Origin of the sequence: Rhizobium phaseoli (assembly GCF_010668805.1) — a bacterium.
Lineage (GTDB): Bacteria > Pseudomonadota > Alphaproteobacteria > Rhizobiales > Rhizobiaceae > Rhizobium > Rhizobium phaseoli_A.
The window spans coordinates 53,982-70,189 of sequence record NZ_WUFT01000023.1 but is presented as its reverse complement, the minus strand read 5'-3'; the positions used below and the strand labels follow the sequence as shown (position 1 = coordinate 70,189).

The 16,208-nt window shown below is 61.2% G+C and carries 18 protein-coding genes; 9 read left to right on the top strand and 9 right to left on the bottom strand.

From position 1 onward, the window contains the following. Nucleotides 1–4 precede the first annotated feature (4 nt). From GR197_RS27295 to GR197_RS27275, 5 genes are all read left to right on the top strand, one after another. Nucleotides 5–1,243: a urate hydroxylase PuuD gene (locus tag GR197_RS27295; protein ID WP_164015282.1), complete on the top strand. Its 1,239-nt coding sequence runs from the start codon at nucleotides 5–7 to the stop codon at nucleotides 1,241–1,243. Beyond that, on the top strand, nucleotides 1,240–2,550 hold the full coding sequence (guaD, locus tag GR197_RS27290; RefSeq protein WP_164015281.1) for a guanine deaminase: 1,311 nt from the start codon (nucleotides 1,240–1,242) through the stop codon (nucleotides 2,548–2,550). Before GR197_RS27295 ends, guaD begins: the two co-directional genes overlap by 4 nt. 30 nt (nucleotides 2,551–2,580) lie before the next feature. Then, a complete protein-coding gene (locus GR197_RS27285; RefSeq protein ID WP_164015279.1) occupies nucleotides 2,581–2,901 on the top strand; it encodes a type II toxin-antitoxin system HigB family toxin in 321 nt (106 codons plus the stop codon). After that, a complete protein-coding gene (locus GR197_RS27280) occupies nucleotides 2,894–3,298 on the top strand; it encodes a DUF1508 domain-containing protein (RefSeq protein WP_164015277.1) in 405 nt (134 codons plus the stop codon). The genes GR197_RS27285 and GR197_RS27280 overlap by 8 nt, the downstream gene beginning before the upstream one ends. Before the next feature lie 192 nt (nucleotides 3,299–3,490). Then, nucleotides 3,491–4,633, top strand: a complete 1,143-nt coding sequence (locus GR197_RS27275; RefSeq protein WP_164015275.1) for an alpha-hydroxy acid oxidase — start codon at nucleotides 3,491–3,493, stop codon at nucleotides 4,631–4,633. Between the two features lie 18 nt (nucleotides 4,634–4,651). Here GR197_RS27275 and GR197_RS27270 read toward each other — a convergent pair whose 3' ends face one another. From GR197_RS27270 to GR197_RS27260, 3 genes are read right to left on the bottom strand one after another with little or no spacing between them, the layout of a single operon-like run. Next, complete coding sequence (locus tag GR197_RS27270; protein WP_164015273.1) at nucleotides 4,652–5,092, bottom strand: hypothetical protein; 441 nt, start codon at nucleotides 5,090–5,092, stop codon at nucleotides 4,652–4,654. Then, nucleotides 5,089–6,417 carry a phosphatase PAP2/dual specificity phosphatase family protein gene (locus tag GR197_RS27265; RefSeq protein ID WP_164015271.1) on the bottom strand — a complete coding sequence of 443 codons (1,329 nt, stop codon included), beginning with the start codon at nucleotides 6,415–6,417 and terminating at the stop codon, nucleotides 5,089–5,091. Before GR197_RS27265 ends, GR197_RS27270 begins: the two co-directional genes overlap by 4 nt. Nucleotides 6,418–6,425: 8 nt before the next feature. Beyond that, nucleotides 6,426–8,210 (bottom strand): alpha/beta fold hydrolase, encoded by a 1,785-nt coding sequence (locus GR197_RS27260; RefSeq protein ID WP_164015269.1) that lies wholly within the window; start codon nucleotides 8,208–8,210, stop codon nucleotides 6,426–6,428. Between the two features lie 200 nt (nucleotides 8,211–8,410). Between GR197_RS27260 and GR197_RS27255 the strand changes: the two genes are divergently transcribed. From GR197_RS27255 to GR197_RS27240, 4 genes are all read left to right on the top strand, one after another. Further along, entirely contained in the window at nucleotides 8,411–9,022 is a 612-nt protein-coding gene (locus GR197_RS27255) for a CDP-alcohol phosphatidyltransferase family protein (RefSeq protein ID WP_164015267.1), read from the top strand. A 149-nt stretch (nucleotides 9,023–9,171) separates the two neighbouring features. Further along, a complete protein-coding gene (locus GR197_RS27250; protein WP_204330417.1) occupies nucleotides 9,172–10,311 on the top strand; it encodes a PspA/IM30 family protein in 1,140 nt (379 codons plus the stop codon). Nucleotides 10,312–10,316: 5 nt separating this feature from the next. Then, nucleotides 10,317–10,964: an OB-fold-containig protein gene (locus GR197_RS27245; RefSeq protein ID WP_164015263.1), complete on the top strand. Its 648-nt coding sequence runs from the start codon at nucleotides 10,317–10,319 to the stop codon at nucleotides 10,962–10,964. Beyond that, the gene (locus tag GR197_RS27240) at nucleotides 10,961–12,724 is read left to right on the top strand and encodes a flotillin family protein (protein ID WP_164015262.1); all 1,764 of its coding nucleotides are present in this window, start codon (nucleotides 10,961–10,963) and stop codon (nucleotides 12,722–12,724) included. The genes GR197_RS27245 and GR197_RS27240 overlap by 4 nt, the downstream gene beginning before the upstream one ends. Before the next feature lie 22 nt (nucleotides 12,725–12,746). On the opposite strand, the gene GR197_RS27235 is transcribed toward GR197_RS27240, so the two are convergent. From GR197_RS27235 to puuE, 6 genes are read right to left on the bottom strand one after another with little or no spacing between them, the layout of a single operon-like run. Continuing rightward, complete coding sequence (locus GR197_RS27235) at nucleotides 12,747–13,487, bottom strand: metallophosphoesterase family protein (RefSeq protein WP_164015260.1); 741 nt, start codon at nucleotides 13,485–13,487, stop codon at nucleotides 12,747–12,749. 1 nt (nucleotide 13,488) lies between these two features. Continuing rightward, nucleotides 13,489–13,845: a hydroxyisourate hydrolase gene (gene uraH, locus GR197_RS27230; protein WP_164015258.1), complete on the bottom strand. Its 357-nt coding sequence runs from the start codon at nucleotides 13,843–13,845 to the stop codon at nucleotides 13,489–13,491. Next, the gene (locus tag GR197_RS27225; protein ID WP_164015323.1) at nucleotides 13,842–14,342 is read right to left on the bottom strand and encodes an ureidoglycolate lyase; all 501 of its coding nucleotides are present in this window, start codon (nucleotides 14,340–14,342) and stop codon (nucleotides 13,842–13,844) included. The genes uraH and GR197_RS27225 overlap by 4 nt, the downstream gene beginning before the upstream one ends. Nucleotides 14,343–14,346: 4 nt before the next feature. Further along, on the bottom strand, nucleotides 14,347–14,709 hold the full coding sequence (locus GR197_RS27220) for a HepT-like ribonuclease domain-containing protein (protein ID WP_164015256.1): 363 nt from the start codon (nucleotides 14,707–14,709) through the stop codon (nucleotides 14,347–14,349). Further along, nucleotides 14,706–15,206, bottom strand: coding sequence for a 2-oxo-4-hydroxy-4-carboxy-5-ureidoimidazoline decarboxylase (uraD, locus tag GR197_RS27215; RefSeq protein ID WP_164015254.1), 501 nt, complete (start codon nucleotides 15,204–15,206; stop codon nucleotides 14,706–14,708). The genes GR197_RS27220 and uraD overlap by 4 nt, the downstream gene beginning before the upstream one ends. Next, the gene (gene puuE, locus GR197_RS27210) at nucleotides 15,206–16,129 is read right to left on the bottom strand and encodes an allantoinase PuuE (protein ID WP_164015252.1); all 924 of its coding nucleotides are present in this window, start codon (nucleotides 16,127–16,129) and stop codon (nucleotides 15,206–15,208) included. Before puuE ends, uraD begins: the two co-directional genes overlap by 1 nt. Nucleotides 16,130–16,208 lie beyond the last annotated feature (79 nt).

Here is a 16,208-nt window from a genome sequence, read left to right as displayed (position 1 = left end):
CTCGATGTATGAATATGCCATAGCATGGGAATGGCTCGCCTTCGCGGCGCGCTGGTTCCATGTCGTCACTGCGATCGCCTGGATCGGATCGTCCTTCTATTTCATCGCGCTCGATCTCGGGCTGGTGAAACGCCCGCATCTGCCGCCCGGCGCCTATGGCGAGGAATGGCAGGTCCACGGCGGCGGCTTCTATCATATCCAGAAATATCTGGTGGCGCCGGCCCAGATGCCGGAGCACCTGACCTGGTTCAAATATGAGAGCTATTTCACCTGGATTTCCGGCTTCCTGATGCTCTGCATCGTCTATTACGGCGGCGCCGACCTTTTCCTGATCGATCGGCATGTGCTCGATATCAGCCCGTCGGTGGCAATCCTGATCTCGCTGGCATCGCTGGCGCTCGGCTGGATTGTCTACGATCTGCTCTGCAAATCGCCGCTCGGCAAGAATACCTGGGGGTTGATGGCGGTGCTCTATGTCGTGCTGGTCGTCATGGCCTGGGGCTATACGCAGCTTTTCACCGGTCGCGCCGCCTTCCTTCATCTCGGCGCCTTCACCGCGACGATCATGTCGGCAAACGTCTTCATGATCATCATCCCGAACCAGAAGATCGTCGTCGCCGATCTTATTGCCGGGCGCACCCCCGATCCCAAATACGGACAGATCGCCAAGCAACGCTCGTTGCACAACAACTACCTGACCCTGCCGGTCATCTTCTTCATGTTGTCGAACCACTATCCGCTGGCCTTCGGAACGCAGTTCAACTGGGTGATCGCGGCCCTGGTCTTCCTGATGGGCGTCACCATCCGCCATTGGTTCAACACCACGCATGCCAGGAAGGGCCGGCCGACCTGGACCTGGATCGTCACGGTCGTCCTTTTCATCCTGATCATGTGGCTTTCCTCAGTGCCGAAACTGCTGACCGGCGAAACGGATGCGGCAGCGGTAGCACCGGCCTTCCAGAAATTCACCGGTGACCCACATTTCCCCGCCGTCAAGCAGTTGGTTTCGGCGCGCTGTTCCATGTGCCACGCGTCCGAGCCCGTCTATGAGGGCATCGTCCGGCCACCAAAGGGTGTGGTACTGGAAAACGACGCAGAAATCGCCGCCCATGCCCGCGAAATCTATATACAGGCGGGCCGCAGCCATGCCATGCCGCCCGGCAACATCACCGACGTCACGCCGGACGAACGCAGGCTGCTCGTCGCCTGGTTCGAGAGCGCAGTCGAAGGCAAGAAACGATGATGACGACACTCCTGCGCGGCCGCCTGCTTTCCTTCCATCGCGCGCCGCTAAGCCTCGCCGACAGCCAAAGCTATCTGTACGAAGAGGACGGCGGCCTGCTGATCGAAGGCGGGCTGATCGCTGCGGTCGGCTCCTATGCCGACGTCAAGGCAAAGGCAGCCGAGGGCGCGGCCGAGATCGACCACCGCCCGCATCTGATCATGCCTGGCTTCATCGACATGCATCTGCATTTTCCGCAGATGCAGGTGATCGCCTCCTATGCCGCCAACCTGCTCGAATGGCTGAACACCTATACCTTCCCCGAGGAATGCCGCTTCGTCGAAACCGCGCATGCTGAAAGGATCGCCACGCATTTCTACGACGAGCTGATCCGCCACGGCACGACAACGGCGGTCGCCTATTGCTCCGTGCACAAAACCTCGGCCGACGCCTTCTTCGCCGAGGCGATGAAGCGCAACATGCGCATGGTCGGCGGCAAGGTGATGATGGACCGCAACGCCCCGCAGGGCCTGCTCGACACGCCGGAGATGGGCTATGACGAGACCCGCCAGGTAATATCGGACTGGCACGGCAAGGGCCGCAACCATGTCGCCATCACTCCGCGTTTCGCCATCACCTCGACGCCGGCGCAGATGGAAGCGACATCAGCACTTGCCCGCGAATTTCCCGACCTGCATATCCAGACGCATCTTTCGGAAAACCACGACGAAATCAAATTCACCTGCGAGCTCTATCCCGAGGCGATCGACTATACCGATATCTACGCCCGCTATGGCCTGCTCGGACGGAAAAGCCTCTTCGGCCATGCCATTCACCTGTCCGAGCGCGAAGCCGATGTCATGAGCGAAGCAGGCGCCGTCGCCGTCCACTGCCCCACCTCGAACCTCTTCCTAGGCTCCGGCCTGTTTCCATTGAAGGCGCTGGCGCGGCGCGAAAAGCCGGTCCGCATCGGCGTCGCCACCGATATCGGCGGCGGTTCCAGCTATTCGATGCTCAAGACGATGGACGAGGCCTACAAGATCCAGCAATTGCTTGGCGAACGGCTGAACCCGCTGGAAAGCTATTACCTGATGACACTTGGCAATGCCGAAGCCCTGTCGCTGGCCGACCGGATCGGCACGCTGGAACCCGGCACCGAAGCCGATCTCGTCGTCCTCGACGCGGCGGCGACCCCGGCCATGGCGCTGAAGATGGAGGTGGTAAAGACGCTGCCCGAGGAACTCTTCCTGCTGCAGACGATGGGCGACGACAGGGCAATCGCCGAAACCTATGTGGCGGGTGTGGCAGCGAAATCACTTTTGGGCTGAAGGATAAGGAACGATTGGTAGTGCCGTAAAATGAGGGTTATCGCACGCAGTACGCTTACGAAATTTGTCGCTACCTTGGCGGCCAGGCACGATCAATCAGCGGTGAAAGAGGCCGTCGATGTTTGGTTTTCGCTGACAAGCAAAGCGAACTGGAAAAATGCCGCGGATATCAAGAGAACGTTTGCCTCGGCCAGCATCATAAACGCAGGGCGTATTGTATTTAACATCAAAGGAAACGATTTTCGTTTGGTGGTCGCAGCCGACTTTGAAAAATCCATCATTTGGATAAAATGGATCGGTACGCACAGAGACTATGACCGTATAGACGTCGCTAAGGTGCAACATGGCTGACTTAAAACCCATTCATTCAGAGCAAGACTACAATGAAGCTCTCCAAGTCGTTGCAGAATTGTGGGGCGCAAAAAGCGGCACGCCCGACGGCGATAAACTCGATATTCTTGCAACATTGATCGATGTTTATGAAAATGAACATTTCCCGATGGATGTACCGACGCCCGAAGCAGTTGCCTTTTTTATGGCCGAAGAGGAACGCGATGGGCAAGCGGCCGGAACGGTCTTCGAGATTTACGAAGACCGAAAGGGCAGTTTTCTATTTCGGCTCGTGACTGGTACAGGGGAGATCATATTTCATTCAGACGCCTTCCCATCAAAAGCGGAAGCTTTGAACGCTATAAGGCTCCTTCAAAAGAGCGCCTCTGAGTCGCGGATTAACGAGCACGCCGCCTAAGATCCGACCCCTGGCGAGGAAACCCGCCTGCTACAGCTGGCTAGAGCGTGCTGCGTCCTTTGAGACGCGCAAAGGACGCTATAGCACTTTGAATTGCTGCCAGATCAGGGTATTCCCTTCCCGAATTCCCGTAACTTTCCATCAAATTCATGGTACGCCGGATAGCCGCATTCAGATGTGAAGGTTCAATTCATGGCCACTCCGCTCACCATCGCCGATCTGAAGAAGCTCGCGCGGCGCCGTGTACCGAAGATGTTTTTCGACTATGCGGATTCGGGCGCCTGGACGCAGTCGACCTACGCGGCGAACGAGAGTGATTTCAGCGGCATCAAGCTGCGCCAGCGGGTGATGGTCGATATGACCGATCGGACGCTGGAAACGACGATGATCGGTCAGAAAGTGTCGATGCCGGTGGCCTTGGCGCCGACCGGCCTGACCGGCATGCAGCATGCCGATGGCGAGATGCTGGCGGCGCGCGCCGCCGAGGAGTTCGGGGTTCCCTTCACGCTGTCGACGATGAGCATCTGCTCTATCGAGGATGTCGCTTCGGTGACGACGCGCCCGTTCTGGTTCCAGCTTTACGTGATGAGGGACAAGGATTTCGTCCTCGACCTGATCAACCGCGCCAGGACGGCCAAATGCTCGGCGCTGGTGCTGACAGCCGACCTGCAGATCCTCGGCCAGCGTCACAAGGATCTGCGCAACGGCCTGTCGGCGCCGCCGAGATTCACGCCGAAACACGTTTGGCAGATGGCGACCCGGCCCTTCTGGTGCCTGGATATGCTGCAGACCAAGCGCCGCACGTTCGGCAATATCATCGGCCACGCGAAAAATGTCTCCAATATCACCTCGCTCGCCGCATGGACGCACGAACAGTTCGACCCCCGGCTCTCATGGGCCGATGTCGCCTGGATCAAGGAGCAATGGGGCGGCCCGCTGATCATCAAGGGCGTACTCGATCCGGAAGATGCGAAGGCCGCCGCCGACACCGGCGCCGATGCGATCGTCGTCTCCAATCACGGCGGCCGCCAGCTTGACGGCGCCCCTTCCTCGATCAGCATACTGCCTGCGATCGTCGACGCCGTCGGCGACCGCATCGAAGTCCATCTCGATGGCGGCATCCGCTCCGGCCAGGATGTGCTGAAAGCCGTGGCACTCGGCGCAAAGGGCACCTATATCGGCCGCCCCTTCCTCTACGGGCTCGGCGCCATGGGCAAGGAGGGCGTCACGCTGGCGCTCGGCATCATCCGCAAGGAGATGGACATCACCATGGCGCTCTGCGGCAAGCGCGACATCAACGACGTGAACTCGTCGATCATCGCTGGGCGTCAGTGACCCTGCTTGAGAAGCCGCTCAGCAGAGCGGCTGCCCATCGGTCGCATCGAGCAGAAGGATCGCGAAAATCACGAGGCAGATGGCGAGCGCGAAACGCTGCTGCCAGACGATGCGGCGCGATCCGGCAATCCGCTTCTCGAGGCCACGCGGCGTCCCGTCAGGCTTGCGAAGCTGCATCCGGGACAAGAGGTCGTCAATGGCGGCAAGGCCGGCGGCCTCTGTCTCGTGGCTCGACGCGAGGCGAAATAACAGCGCATCGAAGAGCAGGTGGATCGCCAGCGCAAGGACAATCCCGCAGAAAGCGAGCATCAAGAGCCAGCCGAGCGTTGGAGCGAAACCTCGACATCCCGCGGTGATCGGGCCGACAATCAGTGGCAACAACGCTGTGAGCCCGCAGACGATCGCATTGCGGCCGAGATTTCGCGCAGCCGCAGAGGCCGCGCTATTCCACTGCGTCATTGCAGGCCCTCCGCCACGGCATGGAGACTTTCCACGGGCAGATAAACACGCCACCCCGCCCGTTCGATCAGCCGCAGCGCTTCGGCTGGATTGTCGCAACGTCGGCTGATGAGCAGCCAGCGCACGATGACGCCGGCGCTCCGCTGGAAACCGAGCGCACAGCAGACGAGGACCGGTCCCTGCTGGCGCGCAACCTCGATAAGGTTCGCCGCAGCTCGGATCTGGATCTTGTCCAGACCCGTCAGATCAAGGGTTGGAAAGCTGGACCAGCCCGCGAGCGTCCCTTTCGGCCGCTGAAGTTCGCCGGTAATGTCGATCACCGTGGCAAAACGGTTAGCCTCATGGCGTCGCGGAAACCGACCAAGATGGACACCATCAGCGATCGCGACGGATGCCGGCATTTTTCGGGTCCAGAGCCAAACATTGATGACAGCGCCGAGCCGGTAGGGCGCCAGCAGCCAGCGGCTGGCAAGCGCGGCCCGGCCATCGCTGCGTTTCAGGAATATCTGCGGACCGGCGCCGAAATATCCGACTGCGACGATCGCCAGCGCAACGGCCGGCCACAGCAACAGAAGCGCTGCGGCCGATAGAGGCGTGCAGAGCACTGCAAGACCGAGGAATGCGAGGGCACCGCACAGATAGTAGACGCCAAGACGGCGCGACTTCGGATCGCCGCTCATCGCAAAGCTCGCGAGAGGCGAGCCGGCATCGCGCGGGAAAAGCCAGGCGGCAAACAGACCGAGCAGCATGCCGGTCGGTATGTCCATGACCTGATGCTGCCACGTCGTCAGCACGGAGGCGCCGATCAGAAAGCACCAGACGTGCCAGAGAAGCCGCGCCTTCCGTGGCAGCCGGCCGCGCAGATGATCCCAGATCACCAACAGGAGCGCGATATGCAGCGACGGCGCCTGGTTGAACGGCTTATCGAAGCCACCGAGGACGGCGAACATGAAGCCGGGCAGACCGCTCGTGGCCGGCCGCACGAAGATCGCTTCGAGCGGAAACGCGACAAAGCAGGCGACGGCTATTATCTGGATCGTCAGATAACGCCTCGCGAGCCTATCCACATCGCGCGGCGTCGTGTTGATGAACAGGCAGAGTGCATAGAACAGGTTGATCGACCAATAGGGAATGATCGTCCACGCGAGGAACGGAATGGTGCTTTCCCATGCGAAGGCGACGTTCGGCACATGAGCCCGTTGCGATGCCAGCCAATTGGCGCCGCCATAGCTCAGATAGAAGAACGGCGCCAGGAAGACCAGCCAGAGCGCCGCCCGCTTCGGGACCGGTGCTGCCGGGGAAAAAATAGAACGTGCCTTCTCCACGCTTTGCCTCAGACTCTCTCGGCCAGCGAGACGGTGAAAATGCCCCACTGATCGATGCGTTGCTCGATTTTGCGGAAGCCGGCGGCCGCGACCAGCTGATCCATTTCTTCTTGCGTCCGCCGCCGCATCACCCAGGCCTCGCCGCCGCGGTGGGAGGTCAGTGCGCGGGCGATCATCTCCAGTTGTGGATGCCACGGCTGGTTGGTGTAGACAAGCAGACCACCGGGCTGCATCGCGCGGGCGATGCCGTTGAGCGAAGCGGCGATCATCGCATTGTCGGAAAACAGCTCGTAAAGGCCGGAGACGATCGCGAGATCCGGAGCCGGCGTGATGGCAGCCAGCCCCTCGCCGTCAAAGGCATCCTGCTGGCGGAAGCTGACGAAATCACCCAGTCCCCGCGCGGCGATGCTGTTGCGGCCGGCGTCGACGTTTATGGGGGAGTAATCCTGCAACCGCGCACTATCGGGACGCACGGCAGCCGCCTCGATCGCATCAAGGACATAACGGCCGTGCCCGGCCGCTATATCGAGCATATGGGTATTGCGGCCGGCGGCTTTCAGGCGCTGCAGCGCGCGGTCGATCAGCTCCTGCAAGTGCAGCTTGCGCTGCCTGATGCCGCGCCAGCCGATCGCCTCGAGGAACACCTTGTCGATCAAACGCCCGCCTGGACCGAGCCCGCGCGGCATGTCCTCGTAGACGTAATCGAGCGTCGAGCCGGAATCAAAACCGGTCTTGACCCCGGTCCTTATGCCTTCGGACACTAAAGCGCCAAGCTTGATGTTGAGGCGGCTAAGCGCCCAGTAGATGCCGCGTGGGGATGTGGCGTCCAGAGGGCTTGCTAGCCGGTCGGCCTCGTCTTTGGTATAGCCCTGGATATGGGCCGTGCGAAGGTCGGCAGGCGCCCGGGGCTCGGCAAAACGCGCGTCGATAAAACGGCGAATCTCGGCGAGCGCAATTGCGCGGTCCTTTTCGCCAAGCGTGTCATGGTAGAAGCCGGCAAGCACGTGCCGTTCCTTGATCCGGCTGCCGAGGTTCTCGTAAAATCGGTGCTGCGGCGCGTGTCGCACCACCCAGTCGCTGCCGGAGATCAGCAGTTGGGTGGGGACGGTGATGGCGCGGGCGTCGCCGACGACGCGGGCTGCTGCCTCATAGAGCTGCAACAGGATGTTGGAGGCAATTGGCCGGGTGATCAACGGGTCGGATTCGTACGAGGCGATGCGCTCGGGGTCATGCGTCAGGAACCTCGCCTTGACATAGGAATTGACGAAGAATGTCCCCTTAAGCTTTTCCCAGAGCGCAATGCCTTCTTTGGCAAAGGGCACGTAGAGCTTGACACTGAAGGCCGGCGAGGCAAGCACGAGCGCACGGATCGGTGGCGCATAGTCATGCACCCAGGTGGTGGCGAGAACCGCGCCGACGCTCTGCGCAATGACGGCGATGTCTTCGACGGCAGTACCGCTTGTCTCGCTGACATGGCGGACGAAGCAATCGAGATCATGGGCCGAGGCAGCAAAGGATGGCGAATAGCCGCGCTCTCCCGGTGAACGCCCGTGGCCGCGTGCGTCCCAGGCGTAGAAGGAAAAATCATCGAGGCCGAGCTCTGTGGCGAGATGGACGACGCGGCCGCTATGCTCGTGGCCGCGATGGAGAAGAATGATTGCGCCCTTCGGTGCAGCCCCCGTCGCAGGCCATATCCGATAAAACAGCCGTGTGCCATCATGCGACGCGAATTCGGATTCATGCATTGGTCTGGCCGTCGATGACGATTGCCCACTATCGGCAGTTTGCAGCACGGTCTTCTCCAATTCTGATCGGTGGATGGGTTGCAACCATTAGCGGAACAGTGATTTGCATTCATTGCAAAAGTCTAGTCGCAAATGTAAGCCCTATGCGAGAACCACTATGAAGTATGGGCTTCCCCACAAGTACGACGATCTGCACCGCCGCAGCCGGGATAGATTTCTCCGATGCCATGAAATGCCATTGAGGTCGCATGTCTGTTTATCAATTGAAGTCCCGGTTTCAGAATATTCTTCGCCCGCTGGTGCGCTCCCTGGCGGCGCGAGGCGTCACCGCCAATCAGGTGACTTCAGTTGCCGCCGCCGTCTCGGTTGCATTGGGCCTTTTTCTCAGCGTCGCCCCGCTTCCGCATTGGTTCCTGCTGGTGCCTGTGTGGTTCCTCCTGCGCATGGGCCTCAATGCCATCGACGGCATGCTGGCGCGTGAACATGGGCAGAAGAGCATTTTAGGCGCCTATCTGAACGAGATCGGTGATGTCGTGTCGGATGTCGCACTGTATTTGCCATTTGCGCTAATAGATCCGAACGGCTTAGTGCCGGCGATGGCCGTCATATTCCTCTCGGCGCTGACGGAATTTACCGGCGTTCTCGGTCAAACGGTCGGGGCAAGCCGGCGGTACGACGGGCCGCTGGGCAAGAGCGACCGCGCGGTGCTTTTTGGCGCGCTCGGCATCTTTGTCGCGGTTGGTGGTACATTTGCAGCATGGACTTCGTGGCTTTGGGCGGTGGTGGCTCTCCTTCTCGTATGGACCATCATCAACCGCATCAGCGCCGGTATTCGCGAGGCGCACACGGCCGTCCGATAGGGAGCGGAGCCGATCGCACCGAGTCTTCCATCGGCAAATGTGATCCGACAATCGACGCTGCCTCCGTCCTCCTAACGGCATGTTAAGCTTAGGTTGTATTTTTAGCGCCACCTCTTGAAAGCACAAAAGCGGTGCTTTATGTTTTACTGATGGCAAACACGGGCAGAACACCGCATCCATCGCTTCTGCGCTACACATTGGCGCCTGATGACAGTGCCCGGCGGGCGCTCGATGACACGATAGTCGCCTATCGCAGGATGATCGACATCCTGACGGAGCTCATCGACGACAGGGCGGGCGCCAATCTCGTCGTGCTGCATGAGCTTGCTTATGAAACCGTCCGCGAACAGACCGGCCTGCCGGCAAGGCTGGTCACGCTCGGCCTTCGCGATTTTGCCACCAATCGCGGCGCCACTGCCGATCCGCCGCATCTGCCGCTTGATGACAAGCTCTTCGCCATCAAAGGCCCCTCGGACCTGACCATCGCCACGGTGCATGGTCGCGTTGCCGTGCCCTTCGATGTCGCGGGCTATTCAAAGGGATGGGAGAGTATTTTTCCGGCCTACCTCGTAGCAGGCACAGATCGCTACGAGATTCACATCGGCGTCACGCCGAATTCCGCTCGGATGGAGGAAAACATGACGAACGAAGGCATTCTCTCACGCATGGGTCGTCTGATCGCCGGCATCGCCAATGCGGCGGTCGACAAGGCAGAGGGCGTCAACAAGATCGCCGTCATCGAACAGGCGATCCGTGAAATCGATGCGGCGGCGGAAGACGCCCGCACCGATCTCGGCAAGGCGCGCGCCGAGGAATACCGTATCCAGAGCCGCCGGGATGAAATCGTCGAAGACCTGAAAGCCCTCGACGCGAAGATCCGCCTCGCCGTCTCCTCCGGGCGCGATGACCTGGCAAAGGCCGGCGTTGCCCGCCAGATCGACCTTGAATCCCAGATCGCGGCCATCGACAAGGCACTGGCCGATGCCAGGGAACAGCTGGACGAAGGCCAGAAAGCCCTGCAAGCCGTGCTCGCAACGCGCCGCGAGGCCGACGCGCGCCTTGCCGATTTCAAGCGCAGCATTGCCCAGCATCCCGAACACGCCGCGACCGGCCACAGCCAGCCCACACCGGGTGCAGGTGCTGCCCGCGCGGCCGCGGCAGTCTCGCGGCTGACCGGCGTTCCCGCTGGTGAGCACGCTCATAGCTCCGAATTGGACGAACTTGACCGGTTGCACCGCGAACAGGCGATCGAGGCACGCCTCGCACGCTTCAAGACAGATAGCCGGTAACGCCGATGGCACTGTTCTTCGCCCCCGAATGTGCTCCCTTTGCCATCGCCGCCGCCGTTCTTGCGGGTCTGACGGCGATCGAGATGCTCGCGACCGTCATGGGTTTTTCGATCACGGAACTTCTCGGAAAACCCGATTTCCATGGCCATGACGGCATTGCGGGCTACCTCTCCTGGCTCAATCTCGGCGGCGTTCCCCTGCTGATCTTGCTGATGCTGACGCTCGGCTTCTTCGCCATTGCGGGCTTTGCCGTCCAGGCCGTCGCCAACACCTTCTGGGCGCCGCTGCCCTCCGTCATCGCCGTCATTCCCGCCCTGTTGATCACCTTCCCCATGGTCAGGGCCTCGAGCAGGACCGTGGCGCGGATCGTGCCGCACGACGAGACCTATGCGGTCGATCTCGACACCCTCGTCGGCCGGACTGCCGAAGTGTCCCTTGGCCCGCTCGATCAGGGACTGCCGGGACGCGTCCGCGTCAAGGACCAGCATGGAAACTGGCATGTGCTGAGAGCCAGAGCCGCCAAGGATCAGCAGCCACTCGGGATCGGTACGCAGGTTCTCCTCGTCGATCGCAACGCAGATGTATTTATCGCCATTCCCGCCCTGGTGGACCCCACCGGATCGGACAATCAATCTTTCACGGAGCAGTCATGATGTATGACATTCTTCTACCGGCCGGCATTGCAATCGTTCTGATCTTCGGCATCGGTTTTGTCCTCGCCTCCCTGTACACACGCTCCAGCCGTGACGAAGCCTATGTGCGCACCGGCCTCGGTGGCCAGAAAGTCGTGCTCGACGGCGGTTCGGTCGTCTTGCCGATCTTCCATTCCACAGCCAGGGTGAACCTGAAGACGCTGCGGCTGGAAGTCCGCCGCGGCGAAGGCGACGCGCTGATCACCAAGGACCGCATGCGCGTCGATATCGGCGCCGAGTTCTACGTCCGCGTCAAACCCGATGCCTCCTCGATCGCGCTTGCCGCCCAGACGCTCGGCAGCCGCACCAACGATGCCGAGGCGCTTCGTATCCTGATCGAGGCCAAATTCGTCGACGGCCTTCGCTCGGTGGCAGCGACGATGAATCTCGATGCGCTGCAGGAACAGCGCATGGATTTCGTCAAGGCCGTGCAGGAAGCCGTCGGCGCCGATCTCCAGTCGAACGGCCTCGAACTCGAATCCGTCTCCCTGACCCGCCTCGACCAGACCGACATCAAGCACTTCAACGCCAACAACTTCTTCGATGCGCAAGGTCTTGCGGCATTGACCCGCATCACCGAGAGTCGCAAGAAGGAGCGGAACGAAATCGTTCGCGACACCGAAGTCGCCATCGCCCAGAAGGATCTGGAGGCCCGCCAGCAATCGCTGACCATCGACCGGACCAAGCGCGAAGCCGAGCTCAGCCAGGAACGCGACATCGCCAACAAGTCCGCGGCGACGCGCGCCGAAACCGCCCAACAGGAGCAGGCGGCAAAACGTGCCGAGGAGGAAGCCCGCATCGCCTCTGAACTGGCGATCGCCGAACGCGAGGCAGCCGCCAAACAGGCCCGCGAAAGCGCCAACATCGACGCCGCCCGCGCCGTCCAGCAGCGCGAAACCGAAGCCAAGCGCGACCTTCAGATCGTCGCGCAGGAAAGCGCGATCGCCGTTGCCAACAAGAGCCGTGAGGAGTCCGAGGCCAAGGCCGCCGCCGAAACCGCCCGGGCGCTGGCGATCGCGGCAGAGGAAAAGGTCGGCACGGCCAAGGCGATCGAGATTGCCGAGCGCGAAAAACAGATTGCCGTGATCGACGCGCGCAAGAAAGCCGAAACCGAAGCGACCGCCGTGACCGTCGGTGCCGAGGCCGAGAAACAGGCGGCCATCGATCAGGCCGAAGCGATCAAAACGCTGGCGAACGCCGAAGCGGATGCGGCGATCATCAAGGCTAAGGGCATTCTCGAAACCGGTAAGGCCGAGGCCGAAAGCGCGGCCTTGCTCAATGAAGCCCGCAACAAGCTGAGCCAGACGGTCATCGAATTCGAGATCACCCGCGAGCGGATCCGCATCATTCCCTTGGCGCTCGCCGAGGCGGTCAAGCCGATCGAGAAAATCTCCGACATCAGGATCTTCGACACCGGCGGCATGCTCGGCCGCGGAAACGGCTCGAACGGCGACAGTGGCATCGGTCTCGGTGAAGGCTTGGCCGGCCAGCTCCTCTCCTATCAGGCAAACAAGCCGATCCTCGACAAATTGCTGAAAGAGGCAGGCTTCGACGGCGACAACGCCATCTCGTCCCTCCTTGGAAATCTCGATGGCGCAAAACCGGCAAAACTAGTTGCAGCTCCGGTAAAGCCGGCAATACCCTCAGCGCCTCCGGTGGCACCAGCGCCGGCCGCAGCCCCGGCAAAACCGATCGCCCCTTCGGCGCCGACCAAGGATTGATCGCTACGCAGGCGGGTCTGCGCTATCTCACCCAACCCGCCGCCAGCGCGCTCGCCCAGTCGCGACGGCCCCTTTCGGCCGCCAGCGCCGACATCGCCATATGGTCGTAAGCGACATTCCTGAACTGCCACGTCCACCCCGCCGCCGTCTTTTCCAGAATGGCATAGCCGGCCAGCGGGTGGCCGGCTTCGACCTTGTGGTAGTAAGGCAGCACATCGTCATAGGCGGGGCAGCCGACGCTGCCGGGATTGACGATCAGGCGGCCGTCGGAGAGACGGACGGCGCGGGGAAGATGGCTGTGGCCGCAGAGGATCAGCGGCAGGTCTATGCCCTCGGCCAGCGCCTCGATCGCTTCGATCGGCTTCAAGAAGACGACGCCCTCCGCCGAGACCGATTCCAGCCAATAGAGATTATCGTCCTTCGGCGTCGCATGGCAGAGATACACCTCGCCGCGATAGACGTTGTCGAACGGCAGGCTGCGGATCCAGTCGAGATGGGACGGCGTCAATTGCCGATGGGCTGAAGCATCCGAGGCATGCATGGATGCCGGATCCTGCTCGATCAGATAGCGATCGTGATTGCCGCGAACCGAGGTCAGACCAAGCGGCATCAGCAAATCAGCGGTCCGGCCGGCCTCCAGCGGCCCGCTGAAGAAATCGCCGAGATTAACGATGTCCTCGATGCCCTCGGCGCGAATATCCGTAAGCACGGCTTCAAGCGCCAGATGGTTGCCGTGAATGTCGGCGATCGCGGCAAAACGCATTTTAGCTGCCTCGGTAGGTGGAATAGCCATAGGGTGAAATCAGCAGCGGCACATGGTAATGCGCTGTGATATCGGCGATGCCGAAGCGGATCGGCACGAGATCGAGGAAGGCCGGGTGCGGTAGCGGCGTGCCGCTGGCCCTCAGATAATCTCCGGCGTGGAAGACCAGTTCATAGGTGCCGGCCCGGAAATTTTCGCCGGCAAGGATTGGGCCGCCGTCGACCCGGCCGTCGGCATTGGTCTCGACCGTCTTCACATGCCTGCGGATCTCGCCGTCGAGCTGGAAGAGGTCGATCCTGAGGCGTTCGGCCGGCCTACCAAGAGCGGTATCGAGAACATGGGTGGTCAGTCCGGTCATGGGGCTGGCTCTCTGATGACGAAGGGAGTTTCGAAGAAGAACTCTTCCAGATTATTACCAGGCCCGTCGCGGTCGACGACCAGGAAATCGGAGACTTGGCCAAGTGCCATCAGCGGATGATGCCAGACATTCTGGCGATAGTTTACGCCCTGGTCCCCGCGCGCCGAAAACACTTGCGGTCTGCCCGGACGTCCACCCTCGTCCTCGGAGACGACGACGAGGAAAGGACGGCCGGAGACTGGCGAGAAGCTCTGGCTGCCGAAGGGATGGCGCTCCATCATGTCGATATCATAGGGTAAGCTGCGCGGCTGGCCGCGAAAGAGATTGATGATAACGCGGGCGCCCTCGCCCGTCGCCTGCGCCGCGGCCAGCGCATGGAAACGCTCCGTCGTGCCGCCATTGATCAGCCGCATCGAGCCCGGGTCAGCTTCGATCACCTCACCGAAAGGAGCGAAGGCGGAACGGGTGAGGGGACGAATGTCGAGAAACTGAGACATCGCTTCACTCACCTTGGGCATGCCAGTATCGGACGGCATCGATCTCGCGAAGAAGCTCCGGCAGCGTCCGATACGTCGCCTCCCAGATTTCGGAGGAATCGAGATCGAAGACGTCGTCGAGGATACGGTTACCGGTACTGCAGATCCTGGTCCACGGCAGATTGGGATGCTCGGTGGCAAATTCCGGATGGCTCACCAGCAGACGAGATGCCGCAGCACCGATGGTGAAGTGGCAGAAGGCAACGGCCTTGAAGGTAAGCTGGTCCTCAGCGAAAGCCGCCTCATCCATTCCGCCGATGAAGGACAGCGCTTGGGATGCCGCCTTTTGCATGTCATTGAGATAGTCGATGGCGCGCCTCTCCTTCATTCCGCCTCCGGCAGCATCGATGTCAGACGCAGCAGCGCGATCCTTTCGACCTGGGCCGTCGCGGTCGAAAATTCCTCGTCCAGGCCATTGCCGATCCGTGTTTCAAAAGCTTCCAGAATATCCTCCTTGCCGAGTCCTTTGACGGCGATGATAAAGGGAAAGCCATATTTTTCGACATAGGCCGAATTGAGTTCGGTGAAGCGGGCGTGCTCGGCAGGGCTCAGGCGATCGAGACCGGCGCCGGACTGCTCCTTCCGGCTGTCTTCTGTGAGTTCGCCGGATATGGCAAGACGCCCGGCAAGGTCTGGGTGGGCGCGGAGCACGCCGAGACGTTCCTGTCGGCTTGCTGCGCGGAAGACGGCGGCAAGCGCCGCATGCACGCCTGATGCCGTCAGCGGCTCGGTCACGCTGCCGGCGTCATAGGCGCGCTCGGCGATGAAAGGTGAATGTTCGAAGACGCCGCCGAAGCGGGAAACGAAATCCTCGCGCGACAGCATCAGATCGCGTCCGGCTGATGATGCTTGCGCCAGTGCTCGGCAATCTCGATGCGGCGCGGAATCCACACCTTGTCGTGCTTCAGCACATATTCGATGAAGCGCTTCAGCGCCGCCGCCCGGCCCGGGCGACCGACGAGACGGCAATGCAGGCCGACCGACATCATCTTCGGGCTGCCCGCTTTGCCTTCCTCATAGAGCGTATCGAAGGCATCCTTGAGGTAGGTGAAGAACTGCTCGCCGGTATTGAAGCCCTGCGGTGTGGCAAAACGCATGTCGTTGGTTTCGAGCGTATAGGGGATGATCAGGAAGGGTTTCCCGTCGACGCCCTTCACCCAGTAAGGCAGGTCGTCGGCATAGGAATCGGAGGAATAGAGAAAACCGCCCTCCTCCTGCACCAGCCGCAGCGTATTGTCCGAGGGTTTGCCCTGATACATGCCGTAAGGCCGCTCGCCGGTCAGCTCGGTGTGCAGGCGCACGGCTTCGAGGATGTGCTTGCGTTCGAGATCTTCCGGAAAATCCTTGTATTCCAGCCAGCGGTAACCGTGGCTGGCGATCTCCCAGCCGGCTTCCCTCATCGCCGCGACGGCCTCGGGGTTGCGCGCCATCGCCAGCGTCACGCCGTAGACGGTCGCTTGAACCTTGAGATCGGTGAACATCCGCCAGAGCCGCCAGAAACCGGCCCGCGAACCATATTCATAGATCGATTCCATGTTGAGATTGCGCTGCCCCGGCCAGGCGGCGGCGCCGACGATCTCCGACAGCAGGTTTTCGGACGCCGGATCGCCGTCGAGGATCGAGCTTTCACCGCCCTCCTCGTAATTGATGACGAACTGCACGGCGACGCGTGCCTCTTCAGGCCATTTCGGATCGGGCGTCTGACGCCCGTAGCCCACGAGATTGCGCGGATAAGTCTCGGATACCATCAAATCACCTTCTGAAAAGACGAAGAACGGTAGCATCCGCAGCCGGAATGTCGAGACGGAAACTGCGCAGAGGATTTTT